A 245-nucleotide genomic window follows, 5' to 3' on the forward strand; every position below is an offset into this window, starting at 1 on the left:
CATGGAGCCGTTTAACAATTGTCAGGCGACTCTTACGCTCCACAAAAGTAGCCACAGCTTGACCTTTACGTTTGCCAGAAAGTACGGTATCAGCTTCAAAGTGGCCGAACTCCTGGCGAGTTTCGACTTTATGAGGACGCTCCTCAATGGAGCGGCCGTGACTGAACGTACCACGCTTTTCTTTAGCACGATGACGACGAATTCCATGATCAGGCAAATCGGGTAGCTGTACATCAAGCCAGCCT

At 50.2% G+C, this 245-nt stretch carries 1 pseudogene; it reads right to left on the minus strand.

The features are described 5' to 3' along the window. Positions 1-245: pseudogene (locus H5975_RS08545) on the minus strand (IS30 family transposase); the annotation flags it as partial.

Origin of the sequence: Limosilactobacillus coleohominis, assembly GCF_016901675.1 — a bacterium.
In the GTDB taxonomy this organism is placed as follows: domain Bacteria; phylum Bacillota; class Bacilli; order Lactobacillales; family Lactobacillaceae; genus Limosilactobacillus; species Limosilactobacillus intestinavium.